The sequence below is a fragment of the Cognataquiflexum rubidum genome (assembly GCF_022538115.1).
GTDB lineage: Bacteria > Bacteroidota > Bacteroidia > Cytophagales > Cyclobacteriaceae > Cognataquiflexum > Cognataquiflexum rubidum.
Window position 1 is genome coordinate 142,182 of sequence record NZ_JAKZAL010000002.1, and the last position, 21,983, is coordinate 164,164.

Consider the following 21,983-nt stretch of genomic DNA (forward strand, 5'->3'; position numbering starts at 1 on the left):
TGATCCCGGCGGTGAGGTTAAAGGGAAATTATTCTGCCACTCCTGTAGAAAACTTGAGCGGCGTATTGCTTCCTGCCGGAGATACCCTGATGTAGCCCTGCATTTCCTGGTGCAATGCCGAACAGAAATCTGTGCAATAGAATGGAAATATGCCTACTCGGTCAGGTGTCCATTTCAAGGTGGAGGTTTCTCCAGGCATGACAAGCAGTTCAGCGGTGTTGGCGCCTTTGATAGCCAATCCGTGCGGTACATCCCAATCCTGCTCGAGGTTGGTCATGTGGAAATACACTTCATCGCCAACTCTGATGCCTTCAATGTTGTCAGGCCTGAAATTAGACCTGATACTCGTCAGGTAGATGTGGACTTCATTGCCTTTCCGTTCAACTCGAGCATCATTGATCCCTTTGAGTGCATGCGGGTGGTTGTTTTCTTCCAGTTTGTAGAATTTCACCTGCTTGTCCTTGATCAGGGAAGCCGGAAATGCTTCTGCATAATGGGGTTCACCGATGGTCGGGAAGTCAAGGAGCAGCTGCATTTTGTCTCCAGAGATATCATAAAGCTGGGCAGAGTGTGCCAATTCCGGACCTGTAGGCAAGTATCTGTCTTTGGTGATTTTGTTGTAAGCTACCATGTACTTGCCATGTGGCTTGCCGGTCGGTCCACCGGGGATACTCAAGTGACCTATTGAATAGTAAGTAGGGATTCTATCGACAACTTCAAGCGTTTCGATATTCCACTTTACGATTTCCGAAGAAACAAACATGGAAGTATAGGCAAATCCTTTTCCGTCAAATTCGGTGTGTAAAGGTCCAAGCCCTGGTTTTTCAACTTCTCCGTGCAAAACAGATTCGTATTTCAGGACAGGCATTCCATTAATATCTCCTTCGAAATCCTGATTTTCGATTGCCGCAAGCATTTTGGTAAAAGAGAATACCGGGATGATTGCTGCCAACTTTCCACTGCCAATGATGTACTCACCGGTAGGGTCAGTGTCTGTTCCGTGTGGGGATTTTGGACAAGGGATAAAGTAAACCATGTCCTTCAATACTTTTGGATCAAGGGACAGAACTTCATTCCTAATTGTGGAAATTGCGGTATGTGTACTTTCATCCCATTTGTTATGGACATAATTTACAGGGACTTTTTTGCCTTTTCCTGCAGCGATATACTCTTCTGCTTTTTTCCAATTGACAGCCATGATAAAGTCCTTGTCTTTTTGGGAAGCATTCACTTCCAACAGCGTGTGGGCCATTTCGGTGTTGTAGGTAGAGAAGAAAAACCAACCATGTGATTTTTTCTTTCCTGCTCTTGCAAGGTCAAAATTGAAAGGCGGTGCCTCTATCTGGAAGGCAATGTCCATGTCTCCATGGTCTTTGTCCACACTGATAAAGGAAATTGTCCCACGGAAGTTATCCTTGTAAGTATCGATTGCCACATCCCTGTCTGTGTCATCGCCGGTAGGTATAGAAAATCTCGTTCCGGCCACCACATACTCTGTGTTTTCTGTGATAAAAGGCGAAGAGTGATTGCCTGAAGAATTTGGGATTTCGATGATCTCAACTGTTTTAAAGGTAGTCAAGTCTATTCTTGCAATCCTTGGGGTATTGTTTGCATTTGCAAATGCCCATCTTGCATCATGCTCCGCATTGGTCGTAGAGATGGCAATGTGGTGCAAATCATCCCAGGGAACGAACCCATGCGTGGTGTTTAGCATTGGTTTGGTTTCTTCTGAGAATCCCCATCCATTTTCAGGGTGCACAGAGAAAACAGGGAGGATTTTGAGTACTCTTCCTGAAGGAAGTCCTACAACTGAGATCTGTCCATTGAAGCCACCCGATACTATATTGTAAAATTCATCATGCTGTCCTGGGGCTACGTATACTTTAGAGGCAGCGTCTCCCGAAATGGCGGTTTGGGCGCCTTTGGGTTTGCAACCAGAGGCAAAAGCTACAGCAACTGCTGCTCCTGCCATCAACCATAATCTTGTTTTCATTTTCTTGGGGTTTTGATTTGTTTATTTCGCAGCACCATCCATGCTGCCGGCTTTTTCTAAGTCATTTTTTCTCATAAATTCCAAAATCTGTCTTGCTTCATCCGAAGAGATGTTTTGGTTTGGCATACGGGTAAGACATTCTTCGAATAGTGCCTGTGCCACAGGATCCTCGTCGAGCATCACGTCCACATTGGTGATCATATTCATGATCCATTCCGGACGTCTTCTGTTGGTCACGCCTTGGAAGCCGGGACCTACCAATCTCTTGTCGTTGAGCTGATGACAAGCGGTACATTTCATGTCCACGATAGCCTTGCCTTTCTCCGCCAATGCATCCTCGACAGTGGCTGAGACTTCTACGTTTTTGAACTCACCGACACCTTGTGGATCGGCCTCTTTTACTGTTTCTTCGGTGGTGGGAGGGGTAGTAGTACTTTGGTTTTCACCGCCACCGCCACAACTCGCCATCAGGAGCAATGTTACCCCCATGGTCATGATCATCGTACTTTTCATAGTTTTTCTGTTTTTATAAAATTGGGTTTTGATATTATTTTCAATTGTAAGTTCAGCCTCATAGAAAGCCGGTTTGTGCCACAGTCCCAACCATATCAGGATAAGTCCGAGGGGAAATAGGGTAGAGGCAAGAAATAAAATCAGGTGGAATTGGGGGATAAAACCCAGTTTGGCCCAAAGTAAAGTACCCTGCCCGAGGAGTAGAATCTCCGATGCCAAGAAGGCCAAAGCCAAGAATTGCCAACCCAAACCTGAAAATCTGCCTGTGCCAAGCCAATTGTTTTTCAAAGCAAATGCTCCAATGCCAAAGGTGATGGAACCAAGCATTACCAAATGGACAAAACCGATGACATACATGCGGATGGTATAGGCGATGGTGGCCACATCCGGGATGATGAGGGCGGCCTGAATCAGGGCTTTGGCCACCAAACTCATCATTCCGATGTAAAGCATCCTGTCTATCCAGTTTTTGGGAAATTTCAGTCCCTCGAACAGTTGGTTGAAAGCAGGATTCAGTATCCGGTAATAGGCGATGACTTGGAGGATGACACCCGCAGCATTGATGAAAAACAAGGCTTTGATCGGTGTACTCCAAGAAACGGCCAAGGCATAGGTCAAGAAAAGGGAGATATGGAGGATCCATTCGCTTTTTTTGGAAACAGGAATGCTCCATCCGTTTTTTTGCAGGTAGCACACCAACAATCCCAAAAATCCATAGACAAACCAGCCATTGAGCTGAAAGTGCAAAAACCACTGCACACTCATGAAATACAAGGGGTGGAGCCTGCCCAATGTTGCGCCGACAGGACCGATTGCCCATAGTCCAAGGCTTGAAACAAGCAACCAAATGATGGAAAATCTCACCAATCGGGTAGCAGTTGATTCCTTGTGACGGCATAGGTCCTGAAGGAAGAAGTAAGCAAAGAAATAACTTGAAATCAGGTGCAGGGATGAAAATGTGATGCTGTAAAGGCCATAACCCTGAAAGGGAAAACTCAGCATCATACCTAGCGTGGTAAAAACCGATATGCCGAGAAGTACTTTATAGGTTTGGAGCCTTTTGGCATCTTTTACATAGGTAAAAACCAAAGCCCCTGTTACCAATAAATATCCCCAACCCAACAAGGCCAAATGGGAGTGTGCATGAAGAATATGCTTGTATTCGAAGAAACTGACTTCCCCGACAAGAAAATATCTCATCAAAAGCCCAAATAACGAAGCCATCAAAAAGAAGAACACCGCCCAGAACATCCACGGTTTTGCCAAGTGTCTCTCCAGCAGAGAGACACTTGGTTTTTGGCTTAAAAGTTCCGGGGCGGTTTTCATTTCTTATGGATTCAATTGGTGGTACAGTTCGGTTGCCTTCGGAAAAAGGATGTTGTTTTCCAAATGGATATGCTTGTGAAGGTCTTCTTCAAATTCCTGAAGCATGGCAAAAGCCACTTTGTAAGTCTGACAGCCATCGGAAGGTGTCCTATAGCCGTCACTCAGTTCGGATATTAAGCGGAACCTTTCACCTTCAGTCTCATGCTCGTCTTGCATCATGTTGATGGGATTCTCGATTGCTCCAAAATGTGGTTTTGAAAGGCTGAAATGACTTGATTTGGCTTCCTCCATGGCTTTGACGTAGGGGAAAAGGATCAGCTCTTCCTTTTTCATATGGGTAGTCAAAGCATCTGCAGCTTGGAAAAATTGTTCTTTGATTTGTTCGAGTTCGGGATGTCTTTCCCCGTGAACTTGGACAAGTTTCTGTAAATAAGCCTTCAAGGGAGGAATGCTGTTTTCTACGTAGCGGTGATGCGTAGTCGTGATATGGTTGATCAGGTCGGTCAGTCCAAAATCTGTAAAATGAACCTCTTCAGGTATGATGACTGCGTTTTCGAGGTCCTTTAGGATGCTTTCCATGGGGACATCGTTGACCTCACAGGCTTTCTCAAGGGTGACGCCGCCTTTGCAGCAAAAATCAATGCCGTACTCGGTGAATACTTTGGCCGCCCGGAAGTTTTCCGCAACGATTCCGCCTACTTTTCTTTGTGATAGATTTTCCATTTTTCTTATTTGTTAGAGCCTTGTAGCCGTTAGATTTCAATTTTTTAATACTTCAGAAAGCTGATCCCGATGTTTACCCTATCCGCCACATCTTTCAGGCTTGTCGTCATCAGCATACCGGTCAGGTGTTCGCGGATCGCTTGGAACTTATGGTGAACAGGGCAGGGGTGGTCTTCGGAGCATTTTTCCAATCCCAAAGCGCATCCTGTAAATAGCATGTCCCCATCAATGGCCTCGACGATTTCGGAGAGGACGATTTTGCTTGTATCACCCTGAATGTGAAATCCTCCATTTGGCCCTTTTACAGAATGGAGCAAGTCATGCTTAACAAGCTCTTGCAAAATTTTACCTGTAAATGCCTCCGGAGAATTGACGGCCTTGGAGATTTCCTTCAACCCTGCACGCTCCTGACCTTCCGGTAGCGTGGCCACATAGATCATGGCGTTGATGGCATATTTGCAGGCTTTGGAAAACATATCCGTTTTTAATACAGGACAAATATATCCTTTTATATTAAAAGATAAAAATATCCTCTATTTTTTTATCAAAATATCTTGGCTTCTTTTGAGTGTTAAAGCAAGTCTTTTGATAAACAATCATGTTATAGGTATAGAATAGATACTTTTATATATCACACCTTTTGGGGATTTTATGTCGAAAGATTTTTTGAGATACGAATCATGACAGATTATCAGCCACTTATAATCCATTTTTTAAAAAATCGCGGAGGTAAAAGGTATCAGCCTTGTATACTCCTGTGCCAACTTGGATATTGAATAAGGATTGGGCTTGCATTGGACATGGATTGGTCAAGCATTGGTCAATGGGTAGGGGAACTGTGGTGGAGCGTGTACTAGGGAGTAGGTTTGAGGTAGGACTGCTATAGGGATAGTAAGGAGAGGGGGTATGGGAATCTAAGGTTTGGGGTAGTTGGGAAGTAGCCCAAGGGTAACCCAGAGGCGGAGTATCTATAGCTAGGACACGGAGTATCCCTAACTGAGAGGCGGAGTATGGGTAGGGGGAGTATAGGACATGGTGGGCGGGACTATACCGGAGGGGTAGGGGAACATGAAGGTAAAGCCAAACAATGGCTCCTAAAACTACACCTATGAAAAGGGCTATCTGCCATCTCCCATTTTCACATTTTTTTTCAGTTGGCAGATACGTACCAATGAAATAAGGGAAGACTGGAAAAACGGCTTTCCTTGTTTGTGCCAAACTTTAGGAAAGCCGTAAATTTCATGTGTCAAGACAATGCCGGGACTTTTTCTTTTTTTCTTTGGATTCGGACTTTTATTGATTCAAAGAAATAATAAACCACAGGGACGAGGTAGACCGTCAATATCAGAGACGACATCAAGCCACCAATAATCACCCAAGCCAATCCGTTTTTCCACTCACTCGCCGTTCCACTCGCCAGGGCTATGGGCAGCATCCCAACGACCATCGATATGGTAGTCATCAGGATCGGACGCATTCTGCCTTTGCCGGCAGTGATCAGCGCTTTTCTTACCTCCATTCCCTCTGCCCGGAGTTGGTTGGTAAAATCCACAATCAGGATGGCATTTTTGGTTACCAATCCCATCAACATGATCAGACCAAGCAAGGCAAAGAGGCTGAGGTTGTTCATTGAAAGGTTGAGCGCTAAAAACGCCCCAATGACAGCAACCGGAATGGAGAAAAGGACGACGAAGGGATAGATAAAACTGTCATAAAGTGCCACCATGATCAGGTAGATCAGCAAAAAGGAAATCAGCAAAACCGATCCCAAAGCTCCAAAACTGTCATTTTGCCTTTTGATATCACTACCCCATACCATGCTGATGTCTGCAGGAAGCGGGTTTGTTTTGAGTTTGGCGACAACTTCGTCGGCCACAGTGCCGGAAGGTCTTCCAAGGGCATTGGCTGTCAAAGTGACTGCAGGTTGACGGTCTTTTCTTTCAAGTAAGGAAGGTGATTTGTTCTGGGAAATGTTGGCTACCTGAGCGAGTTCGATCGGGAACCCCATAGGATTGGTGATCAAAATCCGTCTGATGTCTTCGTAATTTTGGCGGTTAAAATTATCCAATTGGATACGGACAGGATATTCGGTACCCCCTTCGGTCAGGGAGGCATCGTCATTTCCGGTCAGGGCATAACGGAGATTTTGTCCCACAAAGGCATTGTTCAGACCAAATAGCTGCAGTCTGTATTGGTCGGGGATGACCTGGAACTCAGGGCTTCCTTCTTCCACGGACAATTTCACAAAGTCTGATCCGGGGATATTTTCGACAATGGTCTTTAGGTCATTTGCCGCAGCCATGACACTTTCGGTAGTCGGGCCGCTGAGGGTTATTTCTATCGGTGCGGATCTTGGGATCAGTCCCAATGCGGTCATGGAATAACTTACTCCGGGAAATTCTTTTTGCAACTCCTCCCTGACTTCTTTCATATAAGTTTCTGTTGGGATATTGCCTCTTTCCTTTGCGGGTTTTAGCTGGATGGTGAGTTCGGATTTATTGGGTGAACCCACGCCAAGGCTTCCGATTCCGGTGGTTGGGCCGCCGATGTTGCTGAAGATGGTGGCCACTTCAGGTTGCTCCAAGAGGAAATTTTCTATCTCTTGGCTTTTGAGGTTGTTCTGCTTGATTCCGGTGGATTTGTCAAATTCTAGGTAAAGACTGAACTTTCCCTGATCTCCGGTGGCAATCAGTTCCTTGCCGATGATCCCCTGCTTCAGGATAAGTCCGGTCATGGCAAAAAGCGCTAAAATGATGCCCATAAATACAAGCTTATGGTCCAATACCCAATCCAACTGTCTGCCATACCAAGCGATGAAGGTGTCCAACTGATGCTCAAACCAGATCAGGAATTTGTTAAAGAAATTGGTTGGTTGAAGGTCTTCTGACTTGCCGATCCGTGAAGCCATCCAAGGCGTAAGTGTAAATCCAACCAGCAAACTCGTCATCGTGGAGGTAATCACGACTACAGAAAACTGCTTTAACATATCCGCCACAAAAACCTGCAGGAAGAGGATCGGCAAAAACACCACCACGTCCACCAAGGTGATGGAAAGCGCTGAAAAGCCGATTTCAAGACGTCCGTCCATGGCTGCAGTCCTTTTGTCTTTTCCCCGATCCAAATGGCGCTGTATGTTTTCCAAAACCACCGTGGCATCATCCACAAGGATACCAATGATGAGAGACATGGCCAGCAACGTCATCAGATTCAGGGTATATCCCAATAACCACATGACAGCGAATGCTGTAACAAGGGAGGTTGGGATGGCGACCAATACTATCAGTGAATTTCTGAAGCTTCTCAGGAAAATAAGCATGACAAGAGACACGAGAATAACTGCGAGGATAAGGTCAAAAACCACTGAATTGACAGCAGCGATGGTATTGTCAGTACTGTCGTCAGCGATAATGAATTTTATACCGGCACTTGAATTTATTTCCTCTATCAGTGCCAAACGGTCTCTTACTGCTCGGGAGACCTCGACGGCATTGGCATCACCCTGCTTTTTGAGCATCAGGCCAATACCTTCCTTGCCATTGTAACGGCTGATGGAGCTGATTTCTCTAATTCCGTTTTTCACTACAGCGACATCCCTGACATAGACCGGACTGCCCTTCACCGGCATGGCGACCTGCACCGATCCAATATCCTCCAGCGAATTGAATTTCCCCAAAAGTCTGACAGCGCTCTGTTCGGTGACAGTCTGGACTTTTCCCGCAGGGACATCGAGTCCGGATCTGTTGATGGCTTCTACAATTTGAAGCAGTGAGATTTTGTACTGTCTGAGTTTGTTTTGGTCCACGTTGACCAGGACTTCTCGCTGTTCACCGCCGAGGATGGTGATCTCGGCGACCCCTTTGAGTTGCTGTATCTGCGGGATAAAATCATCGATCATCTTTTGGTAAAACTCAGGACCGTTGATTTGGCTTGTCGCGGTGATGGACATGATGGGCAGGTCATTTGGGGAGACCTTGCTCATTTCGGGGGAAAGCACCTCCTTGGGAAGATCCTGCGAAATATTATCAATGTACCGCTGTGCGTCCATCATGGTTTGGTCCAAGTTGACGCCGTATTTCATGTTGGCGATGACCACAGAGGCATTGGGGAGAGATTTGGTAACCAAATAGTCTACTCCTTCCAGATTTGAAAGTGCATCTTCGATTTTTTTCGAAACCGAATTTTCGACCTCCTCAGGTTCGGCACCGGGATAGACTGTCTTGATGACGACAACAGGCTGGTTGAAGTCTGGCATCAATTCGTAAGAAAGATTGGTGAAGCCGATATATCCCAAGAGGATGAAAACACTGAACAGGACAATGATCAAAGAAGGCCTGTTGATGGATATGGATGTGATATTCATGGCGGAGTGGTTAAAAGATAGGAGTGAGGTTGGCACCTTCAAAGACATTGATCACACCACCGATGACGAGGGTATCACCTTCCTGAAGTCCGGAATCTACCAGGATTTTGTCCTGGATTCTTTTGCTGATGGAGATCGTAGTGAGCTGTGCTTTTCCGTTTTTGATCAGATATACTTTGGGTTCGAGGTCTGACCCTACGATGGCCGATGAGGGTATCAGGATTCCGTTTTGCATGCTCGGGTCTGATATAGATACTTCCCCCAAAAATCCTGCTTTGATCTTGAGGTCGTTGCTGTTGCTGACCTTGAGTTCGACAGGAAAACTATTTCCCGGATTGCTTTTGAAGCCCACCATGGATACTTTTCCAGTGGTCTTCATATTGATCACTGGGACCAAGATGTCGACAGTCTGACCATTTTGGAACAGGCTTAGGTCTTGTTCCGAAACCTGTATCAAGAGACTCAGGTCTTTTAGATTGGATACCTGAACCAAAGGTTTGCCGGGTGCCGCAAAGTCTCCCACTTCGGTCATTTTTGCAGTGACAATCCCATCAAAAGGCGCTCGGATGCTTGTTTTTTTGATTTGCTCTTGAAGGGATTGGTGTTGGACTGTGGCGGATTTGAGGGCCATTTCGGTTTTTTCAAGTTGGATTCCCTGGATGGCGTCATTTTCTACCAATATTTTATAGCGTTTCAAATCCGATTCAAGCCCTTCTATCTGGACTTCAATTGCTTTTTGTTGCCATACCAGCATGGTGTTGTCCAGCTGTACCAATACTTGACCTTTACGGACAGGGTCGCCGTTTTCTACCATGACGGCATTGACTTTTCCCTGCAATTCTGCACTGAGGTTGGATTCTTTTTGGGCCACAAATGCACCCGTGAAAGCAGACTCCTGCTGCACAGATTCTTTGGTCAGCTTTTGGGCCATCACATTGATGTTTTGATCCTTATTGTAGTGAAAGACCCTTTCCGTGGCTATTTGCTTGTTGGAAAAAAGCTTGAATGCTATCGCCGCAACGATAACCAAAGGGATGAGAATATAGAGTAGCTTTTTCATGGTTTCTCTTTCAGTTGAGGAGTGTTCCGTTAAGTTTTTTGATTTCAAGGGTGGCAGTGAGGTATTCGACCATGGCCGAGAGATATTGCTGCTGACTGTCTCTGAGGGCATTGTCTGCCAATAGTACTTCTGTCAGGCTTGCGATTCCCTCACGCTGATGGAGCAAGGTCCGCTGATAGACTGACTCGGCTAATGCGATCTGCGAAAGATTGGTTTGGAGTTGCTGTTCTGCCTGGTCCTGTTTTAGTTGGGCATTTTGGCTGAGGACAAGGGTCTGTTCATTGACAAAGTCTTTTTGAAGTTGGCTGTTTGCCAATTCATATTTTTTGACCCGGATTTTTTTCTGCGTGACTGTGCCACTGAATAGGGGATAGTTCAATTGAATTCCTACAAAACTCACCCTGTAGAAATCAAGAAAAGCTTCGGGTTCGCCATTGAAACCAAAACCTGTGGTTCCATAATTGCCATAAAGCGACAATTGCGGAATGCGGCTGTTGTGTAATGTTTTGAGTTCCTGTTGGACGATCTTGTATTTACTTTCCTGAATGAGGATGTCGAGGATATTTTTACTCTCCAAATATTCCTCCTCAGGTTTGTGTATGGTGGAAAGAACATCAAAATCCCTGTCTGTTTCTATACCCATAGAAAATTTCAGCAGGTTCAACACAGACTCATATTGTCTCATGATTTGTGACCGCTGCGTCTGGAGCTGTTGGTTTTGAAGGACCACCTTGTCCAATTCTGTTTTTTGAACCATGGTCTGTTCATAGAGTAACTGAATGTTTTTTTGAAGTTTTTGGCTGTTCTCGAGGTTTTGTTCTATGAATGCCAATTTGTTTTTCAGGATTTGGGCATTGTAGTAGAGGTTTGATATTTCGAAGTAAATCTGTTCCCTTGATTTGCTTTCCTGCAAGGATGAAAGGGCTTCGTAACTTTCAGAAACTTTGATTCCACCCATGATCTGGGGATCGTAAATGGGCATTTTGAAAGACAGGTTTGCCGAAATATTATTGGGAACGCCAAATTGAATCGGTCTGAATACGCCCTCCTGACCACCAAAGGCAGCCTGTGGGAGGAGCTGATAAGGAAGGTCTGTGTAGTACCGGTAGTCTCCCTGAAGGAAAAGCTTGGGAATCAACTGCGCTTTTGCTTCCTGATTTTTGAGACCGGCTATGTCCGTCTGGTTTTTGGCCATCAGGATGTTCTTGTTATGGACAAATGCCGTGTCGATGCAGGCCTCAAGTTCCCATTCTCTGTTTTGGGCTTTTGCTGAAAAGGTCAAGACCATGAGCGGTAATACTAACCCTAGTTTTAGTATGTGAGTATTTACTAACATAATATGTCAAATTTTTTTAAGGTTTAATGATCGTCAAAAGGCTCTCAATGATATTTTGACCATTTCTTCTGAGATCAAATTGGAAATTGGCGATTTTCCATTTGAACATCTGCAACCGAAATGACCCGATAATGATGTGCACCAATTCCTCAGAAGTGATGGATTGGGTAAATATTCCTTTTTGCTGACCGTCCAGGATGACCGGCATGAGGTAACTGATTTTGGTTTGCATGAGATGGAGGATAGCCTGGTTGATTTTTTCGCTTGCTTCCAATAGTCCATCGGAAAATACAGCAACAACAAAGTGTGGATTTTCGCTGAAGAAATCGAACTGACTTTTGAAAATTGCCTTGAATTTTGATTCAGGAGTATTATTTTCCTTGATGGCTGCTGCAAGTCTCTGATCCATATCAGCATTCAAAAATTCCAATAATCCGACTATAATCGCTTCTTTGTTTTCAAAGTGTCTATAAATGGCTGCCTCAGAAAAGCCCATTTCTTGTGCCAGCTTTTTGGTAGTCAAGCCGCTTACACCGGAGTTGGAAAGGAGTTTTCCCGCAGCTTCAATAATCTCTTTTTGTCTTTCTGAAATCTCTTTCATAATGTAAGTTAGTATTCACTAACAAAGGTAAAGATAAATTGTAGAAATAAAAATATTGTCGTGATTATTCTCATCAGATCTGAACAATTTTCTTGAAAATACCCTGTTCAAGGGACGGGGAAAAAGGTTTTTTAGAACGAGATTAGTCAACCAAAAAACAAAGTTAAATTTTGGCTATTGGTTGATTTTCCTTTTTGGAAAAACTCTGCCATTTGTTTGATGGTGAGTCAAACCGTTTCATCTTTCATAAATGTTTGAATCTTGTCTTTTCCGTCATCTCAATGAGCATACTGAACAAAAAAAGTCAAGTACCTTTTCTCTCAACTTTGGAACTTAAACACAATTATTTAGATTGATTAAAAATAATATATGGCGTTGTTTGAGAAAAATCTATTAATTTTCGAGACCCTTAGAAAGTATCAATAATGACAGCAGCAGAACTTTCGTTACAGCAATCTTCAATCATAGAAAGTATAAGAGAATCTGATATTTCCATTAATTTTTTAGAGTTGGGGATTTTGCCCGGGAAAGAAATCAAATTATTGAAGAAAGCACCTTTTGGAGGGCCAATGGCTTTTTTGATTGAAGAAAATATTATCGCCCTCAGACAGCAGGAGGCCATTATGATCAATTTAAAATCCTGATTAGCATGGAAACTGCCACTGCCCTCCAGACCAAAACTGTTGCCATTATCGGCAATCCCAATGTAGGCAAATCCAGTATTTTCAACCAACTGACAGGCCTCAATCAAAAAATCGGAAATTACCCCGGAGTTACCGTTGACAAAACAGTGGGTTTTCTTCGGATTGGTGAAAAGGAAATTAACCTGATCGACCTGCCGGGAACTTACAGCCTTTACCCCAAGTCTGAAGATGAAGTCATCGCCCATCGTGTCCTGAATGGATTGGGACAGGAAAAGCCGGATTTCGCTTTGGTAATCCTCGATGCCTGCAACCTGGAGAGAAGTCTGTTGCTTGGTACCCAGGTGATGGATTTGGGTATTCCAATGGCTTTTGTAGTCAATATGAAGGACCTCGCCATTAAAAAAGGCATTCAGATCAAGACTTTTGAATTGTACAAATTGCTTGGCGTGCCTTTGGTTCTTACCGATGCAAGAAACAACGAAGGAATAGATGCCATCCGTCAATTGATGGCAACCGAAAAGTTTGAATCACCCAAACCGCTTCTTGACTCCTACGCATTCGCCGACAAGGCATTGGTAGAGGAAGTCATAGCGAGATTTGGGTTTATAAATCCCTATCAGGCTTTCCAGATGTTGGTGTTCGGAGAATTTGACAAAACCCTACCAATAGCGGACAAGCAATGGCTGAAGGAAAAATCCCTTGTTTTTGGATTTGACAGAAAAAGGCAACAGGTACGTGAAACCGAAGCGCGGTATGTCAAAATAGCTTCAATACTCAAAAAATCTGTCGATAGGGTTAAAATCGAATCAAGCAATGTAACCATTAGCTTGGACAATGTTTTCTTGAATCCTGTCTTTGGGTTTGTGGTTTTTCTGGGAATCATGCTGTTGATATTCCAGGCAATTTTTGCTTGGGCAGCCTTCCCGATGGATTTGATTGATGTGGGATTTGCAGGCCTGAGTGGTTGGATTTATGAGAATCTTCCTCCTGGTGTATTGACTGATTTGCTTGCAGAAGGGATTGTTCCCGGGATCGGCGGAGTTGTCATCTTTATACCGCAGATCGCCATGCTGTTTGGTTTTTTGGCGATTTTGGAGGATACCGGATATTTGTCCAGGGTGGTGTTTTTGATGGATAGGTTGATGCGTCCTTTTGGACTCCATGGCAAAAGTGTCGTTCCGCTGATCTCAGGTATGGCCTGTGCCATCCCCGGTATCATGGCGGCCAGAAATATCAGCAACTCCAAAGAAAGACTGATCACGATTTTGGTGACTCCTTGGATGAGTTGTTCGGCAAGGTTGCCGGTCTATATTATTCTGATCGGATTGACTGTTCCGGACACCCTTTGGATGGGAATCAGTTTTCAGGCCCTCGGTCTTTTGGCGATGTACCTGTTGGGAGTCTTGTTTACACTCTTGGGGGCTTTGGCCCTGAAATTTATCCTAAAAACCAAAGAGAAAAGTTACCTCCTGACCGAGCTTCCCATTTATAGGTTACCAAGATGGAAGACCGTCCTATTGACGATGTTCAACAAATCCAAAATCTTTGTTTTGGAAGCCGGCAAGGTCATTCTTTCGATTTCCATTGTCCTTTGGGTTTTGGCGAGTTATGGTCCGAGTGGCAAAATGCAGGCGATTGAAGATGAAAAAACAACCATTTTACAAACTACTCCTGAGGCAGAATGGTCTTCTGTGGAGGAGTTATATGCCTCCAAAAAGCTTGAGGCATCATTTATCGGTATCATGGGCAAGGCCATCGAGCCCGCCATCAGGCCCTTGGGTTATGACTGGAAAATCGGTATTGCACTCTTGACTTCTTTTGCAGCCAGGGAAGTCTTTGTCGGGACCATTGCTACGATTTACAGCATTGGCGGAGATGTCGAAAACGAACTGACCATCCGTGAAAAACTAGCAAAAGAGGTCCATTCTGATACCGGAGAGAAGGTTTTTGACAAAGCCACAGGGTTTTCCCTCATGGTCTTTTATGCCTTTGCGATGCAATGTATGAGTACCTTGGCGGTAGTGTACCGCGAAACTAAAAGCTGGAAATGGCCTATCCTGCAGACCGTTGTCATGACCGGGATTGCGTATTTGGCAGCCTTTATCACCTATCAGATTTTCTCATAATTATGTGGCAGGAACTTGTTGTTTTCGGATTGTTTGCCTTGGTTTTGGGAACTTGGGTTTTCAGGACTTTTATACGAAAACCAAAACAATCCCAATCCGGTCCCGGTTGCGATAAATGTGGGCGATAGTTAGTGCCTTTCTCCTCTCTATTTTTTGAATTGAAGGATTTATTAATTATAAATATTTTTTATACATATAATTATTAATATAAATAAAAACTAATGAGTAGACCTTTGCAATTTTGTAATGTCAAAAGAATCAGACACTAAAGGCTACACATATGAACAGGCAAAACAACATCACTTTGATCAAAGGGGAATTTGAAACCGAAGAAGCAAAAGATATTTTGAGAAACCTGATTGATTTCAAGATCAAGTTTCATCAGATCAAAAGTTTCAACTCTGAATTAAAATTTGGTGAAAAAGATGCTCGTTCCCAAGCAAGAATCATAGAATTGAAGGCAAGCATGCAGAAAATGCTTGAAATAATGGAAGAAGCTGAAGCAAACGGATATAGCCTAAAAATTGACGCAAAAATTGATATTGAGTTTCAGCCTCAAGAGACCCAGAAAGTGGATCATTTGGTGGTCAGCCATTGATATATATTTTCAGACTTATTCGATAAAAAAATGGGGAAGATTGATTCCCCATTTTTTTTACCTTATTTTTTATCAATCATGTCTCGTTCCCTCCATCACTTTGAAAATATGTAACACTGCAGGGAAAATCGCATCCATGGATTCGGCGGCGCCTTTTGTCGAACCGGGTAAAGCCAATACCAATGTTTCTCCGATCAGACCCGCTACACTTCTCGACAACATAGAATAGGGTGTCCGCTGCTGTCCATACGCACGGATGACCTCTTCGATTCCGGGTACTTCCTTTTCCAAAAGCGGCTTGATCGCTTCCGGAGTGACATCCCTTGGAGACAAACCTGTTCCCCCTGTGAAAATCACCAAGTCCATTCCTCCGGTACAATACTGCTTTAATTTTTCCTGAATGATAGCAGTTTCGTCAGGAATCACCATATAGTCTCCAATGATGACACCTTGTTTTTCCAACTTTTCGATAATGGCCTTTCCTGCCATGTCCTCTTTGGTTCCCTTTGATATAGAATCCGAACAGACCACCACGGCAGCTTTGAGTCCTTGAGTTTCCTTTCTGGCAAAATCTGTCTTGCCGCCTTTCTTTTCCAACAATTTTATCTGATTGATGCTGATGCCCTTGTCGATAGGCTTGAGCATGTCATACATCGTCAGCGCCACAACTGAGGCAGCGTGCATGGCTTCGACTTCCACGCCGGTTTTGTAGATTGTATGGATCTCTGCATGGATGTGTATATCCAAACCTTCGATTTTATAGCTGATGGAAGTGAACTCGATCGGGAGAGGATGACAATCCGGTATCATGTCCGAAGTGCGCTTGGCAGCAAAAAGTCCCGCTGTCTTCGCCATTTCAAAGACATCACCTTTTGGTACCTTCCGCTGTACGATGGCATCGATGGTTTCCTGTGAACTCACTGAGACAATTGCCTGGGCAATGGCTTTGCGGAGAGAGGGTGATTTGTGGGTAATGTCGACCATTTTTTTAGAGTATCAAGAAATTAGTATCAAGTATCAAGAGGCGAGAGTCTCTCAGAGCTCAGTTGGCAGTAGCAGTTGGCAGTGGTTATGTGGTAAGAATCAAATAGCGAAAAGCGGGAGCCAAGATGCAATAACCAAGAGACCCTTCGTACCTCAGGGTGACGCATAACAACCCGACAACGCGAAGCAGACAACCCGACAACCATTACAACAACTACAACAATTACAACCCTTCACTCAACCCCTCACAAATTCTCCTTCCAGACCGAGCCGTCGTTGTCTATCAGTTCTTTTCCCCAGACAGGAACTTCCTTTTTGATCCTTTCTACCAATTCTTCGCAGGCATCGATTGCTGCTTTGCGGTGCTTGGAAGAAGTGAATACAAAGAGGCAGATTTCACCGACTTTCACCTCTCCGAGACTGTGGTAGATATGCATACAGCTCAAAGGGTATTTGACAAATATAGCTTCCCTGATCTCAAAGGCCTTTTCCAACGCCATTTCTTCGTAGGCTGTGTATTCGATCGCAGTGACTTTTCCGCTTTCTTTTTCATCGGCCCTCACCTGACCGAGAAAGATGCTATGTCCTCCAATATCCGTTTTGGAACTGTGGTTGGCGATGGACTTGGCGATGGATTCAGGTGAAATAGGTCCCTGAACAAAGATGTTTTTTGGGCTTCTTTTGGTTTCCATGTATTTATCAATAAATCGGTGAATCAGGGGCTTCAATGCCTCCTGATATTGAATGTATCTTTTTTCCAGGAAAATGCTTTTCCAACATTTTTACTGCCTTCAAACTCCGGACTCCGCTTTGGCAAAACAACAAGATCAATTCCGAATTGAGCCATTCTTGGTGCTTTTCATCTATCAGGTCCAAGGGTACAGATTGATATGGATGTCCTTTCAGTTTTGGGAATTCATCCGCTTCCCTGACATCAATGAGTGTTCCTCCGGGGAATTTATTCAATAAGGCAAAAGCTTCTTCCCAATCAATAGAGTCACCATCTCCACAAACTACGGCATAATCTGTTGTCTCCAAAGCTTCCATCGAGGAAGGAATCCCCTTCTTTGAATCCGGATTTTTGCTAAGCTCCATTGTGTAGCATTGATGGCTGAGAAGGTTGTAAAACAGCATCTTGTCCACCAAAGCTTCGCCGTATCCTGTCAGATATTTTAAAGCTTCTGCTGCCTGTAAGGTCCCAATTATTCCAGGCAAAACCCCCAAGACTCCGGTTTCATTGCAATTGGGAATTTCGTAGGCAGTAGGAGGATCAGGGAAAATATCTCGGTAATTGATGCTGTTATGGCCCTTTCCATTCAAGATAGCAACCTGACCTTCATTTTGATACACAGCTCCAAAAACCAATGGTTTACCCAAAAGCACGCAGGCGTCATTGACCAAATACCTTGTGGGGAAATTGTCCGAACCGTCAATGATCAGGTCGTATTTGGAAAATATCGCCTTGATGTTTTGCGTGGTGATGAATTCCGGGATGCAATTGATCTTGATATCGTGGTATTTTGCTTTGAGAAAATGGGCGGCAGTTTCAGCTTTGTTTAGGCCCAAATCTCCCTCTCCAAAGAGTACTTGTCTGTTGAGGTTGGATAATGATACCATATCTCCATCCACAATGCCAATTGTTCCGACACCTGCGGCAGAGAGGTATAGTAGAACGGGGCAACCCAAACCGCCCGCACCGATGACCAATACCTTTGCCTGCTTCAGCTTGTGCTGCGCTTCTTTTCCAAATCCAGGCAATATATATTGTCTTTCAAAGCGGTCCATATCATCTTTTTATTAACCTCCGGAAAAAGGAGGTAGCAAGGCAACTTCAGCACCTACAGGAATGGCTGTCTTTCCGACTGCCATTTTTTTATTGATTGCAAGGCTAAACTTGGTATGCTGAAGGTCGGGGTATTGTTGGTAGAGATAGCCTAATAAAACCTCTGTGTCCGGCATGTATTCCAACACCAACTCTTTGGTTTTTATCTTTTCGGCAATCATACCGAAGGCTATTATGTGGATACTTGTAAGTGTCATAGGTTCGAAGTTAGGCATTAGAATTGGAATAATTTGACTTTCACCCAGACCAGATCAGCTTCACCGCTGCAATAAAGAGAACAACAGTCAAGAGGTATTTGATCATGACGGGATTGAATTTCTTTGCACCGAGATACGCGCCCAAAGCTCCTCCTGCGATCGTCAACGGCATGACGATCCAAAGTTGCCGGTCGATATCCACCTGAAACCCGTCTGCACCAAGAAACCCCGATACGGAGTTGAAAAAGATGAACAGCGCACTGACGGCGGCGGTTTCTTTCATATTGGTCCAACCCAACATCAGCAATATCGGCGATAGGATGATCCCGCCCCCGATGCCGATCAGTCCGGAAAAGAATCCGATCAGCAATCCCAATACAGGTCCCATCCACCACTGCCTTTCCATGGCAGGACGGTCAGATACCGGAAAAACATTCATAAATCGGAGAATGGGAAAGAAAAGCAAAATGCCCAAGATCCTTTTATACAGGACTGTATCCACCAGAATACTGCCCCCAAGATATGCTGCAGGAATGGAGAATAAGGTCAACGAAATAAACAGCTGCGTGGGAAAAGTGCTTGCCTTTCTAAAGGAAAAGAACGCCATCAAAGACACAAACATGTTCATGATCAGCGCTGTGGGACGGATTTGTTCCGGGGCGAAATTCAACAAAGCCAACACCATCAAATAGCTGCTTGCACCACCATGACCCACAGAGGCGTACAAAAAAGCCACCAAAGGCAGCATCAGATAGAGGAAGAATTCATTTAGTCCTTCAGTCATATTTTACCATTCGTAGATATTGACTTTGGTACCTGCTTCCAAAAAATCCACTTCCTCACCGATCTCCGCGATGCAATTGGCAGTGCCATAAGAGATCAAATTAAAGGATTCCTGACCGGGGAGTACGGTGACTTCACCGTTTTCCAGTTTGGCCTTCAGGAAAAAGGTGAGTGCGCCATTCTTTTCAAATTTATTAGCCAAAGGATATGAACCGGTTGGATTCCAAACTTCTGTCCTTCCCATCCAAGCTTCGATGCAGGGTTTGACATATTGGTTGAAGCAGGTGAGGGTAGAGGCGGGATTTCCCGGCAAGGCAAAAATCCATTGGTTTTTCTTCTGCCCGACAAAAAGTGGTTTTCCGGGCTTTTGCTTCACTTTGTAGAAAAGTTCCTGCACTCCAGCTTGCCGCAATCCTTCTTTGACGTAGTCATAATCTCCCACAGAAATACCTCCGGAAAGAATCAGGATATCGTAGTTGTCGAGGTATTCGTTGATTTTCTCCTGCAATTTCTCCGGTTCATCTATCGCCTTCCCGATCTGGATTTCTTTCACTCCAAGATTTTGCAGGTAAGACTTCATCACCGGACCATTGGCATCATAGACTTTTCCAAAACCCAAAGGATTCCCTGCTTCTTCGAGTTCATCGCCCGTCAGGATGATCCCGACAGTCGGAGCTGCATGGACGGGAACCTGGCTGATCCCTACAGAAGCAAGCAAACCGATCATCCCGGGACTGATTGAACTGCCTTTCTTGGCGATCAGGTCGCCGGCTTTGTTTTGGGCTCCCTTGCCACGGAAGTTGGCTCCCTTTCGGAACTTTTCTGAATCAAAAATCAGCTGTCCTTCTTCTATTTTGACATACTCTTGAGGAATGATTGTGTCTGCGCCTGAGGGAACAGGCGCACCTGTAAAGATCCGGATGGCTTCATTTTCTCCCAAAACCAACTCCTGCATGTCTCCGGCTTTGCTCTTGGATTGGCTTAAAAGCCTTCTTAGGTTATTGTCTTTTTGCCAGCAAATGGCATAACCATCCATGGCAGAATTATTGAAAAAAGGAATATCGATGGGGGAGAAAATATCCTTGGAAAGGACCAACCCGGAAGCTTTATCCATGTCGAGCAAAATAGTCTTGCCTGAAATGAGGTTATCCTGAAGTGTTTTTTTTGCTTCGCTAACTGAAATCATATGGGTTGGCTAACCGCCGATTTTGATCATGCTGCGGTTTTCGATTTTATCTGCTTCGGCTTTGAGGTAATCAGGTGAAAACTGTCCCCCGAGCATGGCGTGTTTTCTATAGATGGATAGGTGGATCAAAGGAAGGATGTCTTCACCTTTGCGCAGAGTGCCGAGCAGGTCCATTTCCTCTTTGCCAAAAAGGCAATTTTTCATCTTGCCGTCAGCTGTGATCCGCATCCTGTTGCAGTCCCCACAGAAGTGCTCGCTCATCGTCGTGATGAATGCAAAAGTACCTTCATTGCCGACCACTTTATATTTTTTGGCGGTATCATGGACCTGATCCTGAAGTTTGACCACATCCATTTCAGCTTGGACCATCCCGAGCATCTGCTTTGCAGTGATGACCTTTTCACTTTTCCAATGGTTGCCCGAAAAAGGCATAAACTCTATGAATCGGACATGAAGCGGAAGTTTTTCAGTGATTTTGACAAAGTCAAGCAGTTCCTCCTCGATGATGCCATTCAGTGCCACTGCATTGATTTTGACCCGAAAGCCATGGTCAAGGAGCAGGAGAATATTGTCCCAAACCTGTTGGAATTGGTTTCTTTTGGTGAGTTTGAAAAATGTCTCCGGATTCAGGGTGTCAAGACTGACATTGAGGGAACGGATGCCTGCGTCTTTCAAAAGTTGGAGATGCTTGTGAATCAAAACCCCGTTGGTGGTCAGCGTAAGTTCGACCAGTAACTTTGACAACCGCTGCACAATGTCGGGAAACTCCTTTCTGACCAAAGGTTCGCCACCGGTCAACCTGATTTTCTTAACTCCGAGGTCCACAAAAGTCTTGGCAATCTGCTCAATCTCTCCGGTGGACATGAGTTTGGAATTGGGCAGGCACTCAATTTCCTCATTGGGCATGCAGTAGGCACAACGGAAGTTGCAGCTATCTGTCAGCGATATCCGGAGGTAATTGTGGATCCTGTTATGTTGGTCAATGAGCATTTGAAGCGGGTAAATTTCCCAATTGTATCAAGATCAAATTTGCCAAGAAAGATTAAGAATTAAAAGGGGAATTTTGTAAAGGGTAGGATGTCAGATGTCCGATGACGGATGTAAAGAAAGGAGAAGTAAGTATCAAGTATCAAGAAGAGAGAGACTAGAGGCGAGAGCCGAGATACCAGTGATCAATCAATTGTTTTTGTTTTATCCGCGAAAAGTTAAATATCACTCACAACTATGAAATTGGAGAAAACTTATCCTTGTCACCTCCCTGCCTACCGCAGGCAGGGACGAAGGAGGGGTCTATTTGTTCAATTAAATTAAAGATTTCTCTCTACGTTCGAAATGACAAGGTGAGTTTATCTTTATTCTTGAAGAAACCAAAGTTTTGGAACTTTATTTAGATAATGATTAAGTTACAATTAAGGGTTGAAGAAGCAGGCACTTTACCTTGTCACCTCCCTGCCTACCGCAGGCAGGGACGAAGGAGAGGTCTACTTAATCGCAAGTTTTGATTCTTTTAAAAAGATTTCTCTCTACGTTCGAAATGACAAGGGGAGGTTTTTTAAAGTCTTAATTTTCTTTTTTCATCCGATCATGATGCTAGAACCCCAAAACGCGAAGCAGACAACCGTTTCAACAACTAGAACAATTAGAACCATTAACCAAGAGACCTTTCGTGCCTCAGGTTGGCGGACTCTAAAACCCGATAATTCCAAAGCA

General features: G+C 44.4%; 18 protein-coding genes. 3 read left to right on the top strand and 15 right to left on the bottom strand.

Going from position 1 to position 21,983, the window contains the following annotated elements:
- Window positions 1-28: 28 nt before the first annotated feature.
- From nosZ to MMU05_RS02980, 8 genes are all read right to left on the bottom strand, one after another.
- Window positions 29-1,993, bottom strand: a complete 1,965-nt coding sequence (gene nosZ / locus MMU05_RS02945) for a Sec-dependent nitrous-oxide reductase (RefSeq protein ID WP_241140172.1) — start codon at window positions 1,991-1,993, stop codon at window positions 29-31.
- A gap of 21 nt (window positions 1,994-2,014) precedes the next feature.
- Window positions 2,015-3,832: a c-type cytochrome gene (locus tag MMU05_RS02950; RefSeq protein ID WP_241140173.1), complete on the bottom strand. Its 1,818-nt coding sequence runs from the start codon at window positions 3,830-3,832 to the stop codon at window positions 2,015-2,017.
- Between the two features lie 3 nt (window positions 3,833-3,835).
- Window positions 3,836-4,555 carry an iron-sulfur cluster repair di-iron protein gene (gene ric, locus MMU05_RS02955; protein WP_241140174.1) on the bottom strand — a complete coding sequence of 240 codons (720 nt, stop codon included), beginning with the start codon at window positions 4,553-4,555 and terminating at the stop codon, window positions 3,836-3,838.
- A gap of 44 nt (window positions 4,556-4,599) precedes the next feature.
- A complete protein-coding gene (locus MMU05_RS02960) occupies window positions 4,600-5,031 on the bottom strand; it encodes an RrF2 family transcriptional regulator (RefSeq protein WP_241140175.1) in 432 nt (143 codons plus the stop codon).
- Window positions 5,032-5,801: 770 nt separating this feature from the next.
- On the bottom strand, window positions 5,802-8,915 hold the full coding sequence (locus MMU05_RS02965) for an efflux RND transporter permease subunit (RefSeq protein WP_241140176.1): 3,114 nt from the start codon (window positions 8,913-8,915) through the stop codon (window positions 5,802-5,804).
- Window positions 8,916-8,925: 10 nt separating this feature from the next.
- Window positions 8,926-9,975: an efflux RND transporter periplasmic adaptor subunit gene (locus MMU05_RS02970; protein ID WP_241140177.1), complete on the bottom strand. Its 1,050-nt coding sequence runs from the start codon at window positions 9,973-9,975 to the stop codon at window positions 8,926-8,928.
- Between the two features lie 10 nt (window positions 9,976-9,985).
- Window positions 9,986-11,311, bottom strand: a complete 1,326-nt coding sequence (locus MMU05_RS02975; protein ID WP_241140178.1) for a TolC family protein — start codon at window positions 11,309-11,311, stop codon at window positions 9,986-9,988.
- 16 nt (window positions 11,312-11,327) lie between these two features.
- Window positions 11,328-11,912 carry a TetR/AcrR family transcriptional regulator gene (locus MMU05_RS02980; RefSeq protein ID WP_241140179.1) on the bottom strand — a complete coding sequence of 195 codons (585 nt, stop codon included), beginning with the start codon at window positions 11,910-11,912 and terminating at the stop codon, window positions 11,328-11,330.
- Window positions 11,913-12,337: 425 nt separating this feature from the next.
- On the opposite strand from MMU05_RS02980, the gene MMU05_RS02985 reads away from it, so the two are divergent.
- From MMU05_RS02985 to MMU05_RS02995, 3 genes are all read left to right on the top strand, one after another.
- The gene (locus MMU05_RS02985; RefSeq protein ID WP_241140180.1) at window positions 12,338-12,556 is read left to right on the top strand and encodes a FeoA family protein; all 219 of its coding nucleotides are present in this window, start codon (window positions 12,338-12,340) and stop codon (window positions 12,554-12,556) included.
- Window positions 12,557-12,561: 5 nt separating this feature from the next.
- On the top strand, window positions 12,562-14,682 hold the full coding sequence (feoB, locus tag MMU05_RS02990) for a ferrous iron transport protein B (protein WP_241140181.1): 2,121 nt from the start codon (window positions 12,562-12,564) through the stop codon (window positions 14,680-14,682).
- 280 nt (window positions 14,683-14,962) lie between these two features.
- Window positions 14,963-15,280: a hypothetical protein gene (locus tag MMU05_RS02995; RefSeq protein WP_241140182.1), complete on the top strand. Its 318-nt coding sequence runs from the start codon at window positions 14,963-14,965 to the stop codon at window positions 15,278-15,280.
- Between the two features lie 72 nt (window positions 15,281-15,352).
- Here the strand turns inward: MMU05_RS02995 and moaCB are convergent, their stop codons facing one another.
- From moaCB to moaA, 7 genes are all read right to left on the bottom strand, one after another.
- Window positions 15,353-16,264: a bifunctional molybdenum cofactor biosynthesis protein MoaC/MoaB gene (gene moaCB, locus MMU05_RS03000; protein ID WP_241140183.1), complete on the bottom strand. Its 912-nt coding sequence runs from the start codon at window positions 16,262-16,264 to the stop codon at window positions 15,353-15,355.
- A gap of 245 nt (window positions 16,265-16,509) precedes the next feature.
- Complete coding sequence (locus MMU05_RS03005; protein WP_241140184.1) at window positions 16,510-16,956, bottom strand: molybdenum cofactor biosynthesis protein MoaE; 447 nt, start codon at window positions 16,954-16,956, stop codon at window positions 16,510-16,512.
- 7 nt (window positions 16,957-16,963) lie between these two features.
- Window positions 16,964-18,049 carry a ThiF family adenylyltransferase gene (locus MMU05_RS03010; RefSeq protein WP_241140185.1) on the bottom strand — a complete coding sequence of 362 codons (1,086 nt, stop codon included), beginning with the start codon at window positions 18,047-18,049 and terminating at the stop codon, window positions 16,964-16,966.
- A 12-nt stretch (window positions 18,050-18,061) separates the two neighbouring features.
- Window positions 18,062-18,304, bottom strand: coding sequence for a MoaD/ThiS family protein (locus MMU05_RS03015; RefSeq protein WP_241140186.1), 243 nt, complete (start codon window positions 18,302-18,304; stop codon window positions 18,062-18,064).
- A gap of 40 nt (window positions 18,305-18,344) precedes the next feature.
- Window positions 18,345-19,088, bottom strand: coding sequence for a sulfite exporter TauE/SafE family protein (locus MMU05_RS03020; protein ID WP_241140187.1), 744 nt, complete (start codon window positions 19,086-19,088; stop codon window positions 18,345-18,347).
- 3 nt (window positions 19,089-19,091) lie between these two features.
- A complete protein-coding gene (locus MMU05_RS03025; protein WP_241140188.1) occupies window positions 19,092-20,273 on the bottom strand; it encodes a molybdopterin molybdotransferase MoeA in 1,182 nt (393 codons plus the stop codon).
- A 9-nt stretch (window positions 20,274-20,282) separates the two neighbouring features.
- Entirely contained in the window at window positions 20,283-21,263 is a 981-nt protein-coding gene (gene moaA / locus MMU05_RS03030) for a GTP 3',8-cyclase MoaA (protein WP_241140189.1), read from the bottom strand.
- Between the last annotated feature and the right edge of the window lie 720 nt (window positions 21,264-21,983).